The sequence below is a fragment of the Weissella sp. DD23 genome (assembly GCF_001579105.1).
Taxonomy (GTDB): Bacteria; Bacillota; Bacilli; order Lactobacillales; family Lactobacillaceae; genus Weissella; species Weissella cibaria.
Window position 1 is genome coordinate 138,672 of record NZ_KQ970394.1, and the last position, 1,535, is coordinate 140,206.

General features: G+C 45.0%; 1 protein-coding gene and 1 other RNA gene. One reads left to right on the forward strand and one right to left on the reverse strand.

Features of this window, described 5'->3' with window-relative positions:
- Window positions 1-13: 13 nt before the first annotated feature.
- Window positions 14-1,000 carry a GMP reductase gene (locus WEIDD23_RS08085; protein ID WP_010370198.1) on the reverse strand — a complete coding sequence of 329 codons (987 nt, stop codon included), beginning with the start codon at window positions 998-1,000 and terminating at the stop codon, window positions 14-16.
- Window positions 1,001-1,174: 174 nt separating this feature from the next.
- Between WEIDD23_RS08085 and ssrA the strand changes: the two genes are divergently transcribed.
- Window positions 1,175-1,535, forward strand: a transfer-messenger RNA (tmRNA) gene (ssrA, locus tag WEIDD23_RS08090).

The following is a 1,535-nucleotide window of genomic DNA, read 5'->3' on the forward strand; positions in this document are numbered from 1 at the left end:
GCGTTTTTGCTGTTTAGTAGGAATCCCCATTAACGATTGAGTTCTTAACGATGACATAGTCGACGTACTTAAGATCCATCAATTGACGACCACCAGCGTATGAAATAGCTGATTGCAAATCTTGTTCCATTTCAAGCAAGGTATCATCGATGTAGCCACGGTAAGGGACTAACAACTTCTTACCTTCGACGTTCTTGTATTCGCCCTTTTGGAATTGCGAAGCAGAACCAAAGTATGTCTTATACTTAGCGCCATCCATTTCGATAACTTCACCAGGTGTTTCAGCGTGGCCTGCGAACAATGATCCAATCATGACCATCGTGGCACCGAAGCGAATTGACTTGGCGATATCACCGTTATAACGAATCCCACCATCTGCGATGATTGGCTTCTTAGCAGCCTTCGCGCAAAGACGGAGGGCAGCTAGTTGCCAACCGCCAGTACCGAAGCCAGTCTTCAACTTTGTAATGCAGGCCTTACCCGGACCGACACCGAGTTTTGTCGCATCTGCACCCGCATTTTCCAAATCACGGACTGCTTCAGGCGTAGCCACGTTACCGGCAATTACAAAGGCATTTGGCAAGTGGGCCTTGATGTATTGAATCATCTTGATAACGGCGTCGGAGTGACCGTGCGCAATATCGATGGTGATGTATTCAGGCGTCAAGTTAGCGGCTTGCAAGGCGTCGATGAACTCGTATTCTTCTTGCTTAATTCCAACGGAAATTGAAGCAAACGTGCCAGCTTCATGGAAACGACGGACAAAGTCCAAGCGTGTTTCTGGTTCGAAACGATGCATAACGTAGAAGTACCCCTCAGTGGCGAGTTTCATCGCCAACTCCTCGTTAATGACCGTTTGCATGTTAGCTGGCACAACGGGAATCTTGAACTTACGATTGCCGAGTGTGACAGACGTGTCCGCTTCAGAGCGAGACTCGATAATACACTTGTTTGGAATGAGTTGAATATCTTCGTAGTCGAATACAGTTGAAAAGTCCATTTAAATTCCCCTAAGTTTGAACAATGTTCGTGTTTTAATATTAATTTTGTTGCGTTCCACCCAACAAATCAATTATAACCGAACTAAAAACAAAAACAAGCACAACTTCTCTATTTATTTGTGAATGTTCTGAGAGCTTGTTATAATAATTAAGTACGAAAGCCGTACATTAACGGGGTCGTTACGGAATCGACTGGCATTGTTCGTGCTAGTACTGCGTTTAGGGGTTGTGGCCCTATAATCCACTCAGAAGAATTAACTGCAAACAATTCACAAAACACTTACGCAGTAGCTGCCTAAAAAACAGCCTGCGTTGCCTATGCATAGCTTTGATTGTGGGTTAAGCTAGGTTTTAAAATTAAGCAATCTGCGCATATTTGTCTCCGCCTGGGGCAGGTATGAAGAGGATAATCAGGCTGGTCTAACTGATCGCCGCGCGGAATGGCGTGCACTAGACGAGATTTAAATTATTCAGCTATGAACGTAGATGTGTTAGTTACGAGATGGTAGGACAGGGGTTCAACTCCCCTCGGCT

Excerpts from the sequence above, each read along its gene's own strand:
- WEIDD23_RS08085 (WP_010370198.1), bottom strand. The coding sequence starts at position 1,000 with ATGGACTTTTCAACTGTATTCGACTACGAAGATATTCAACTCATTCCA.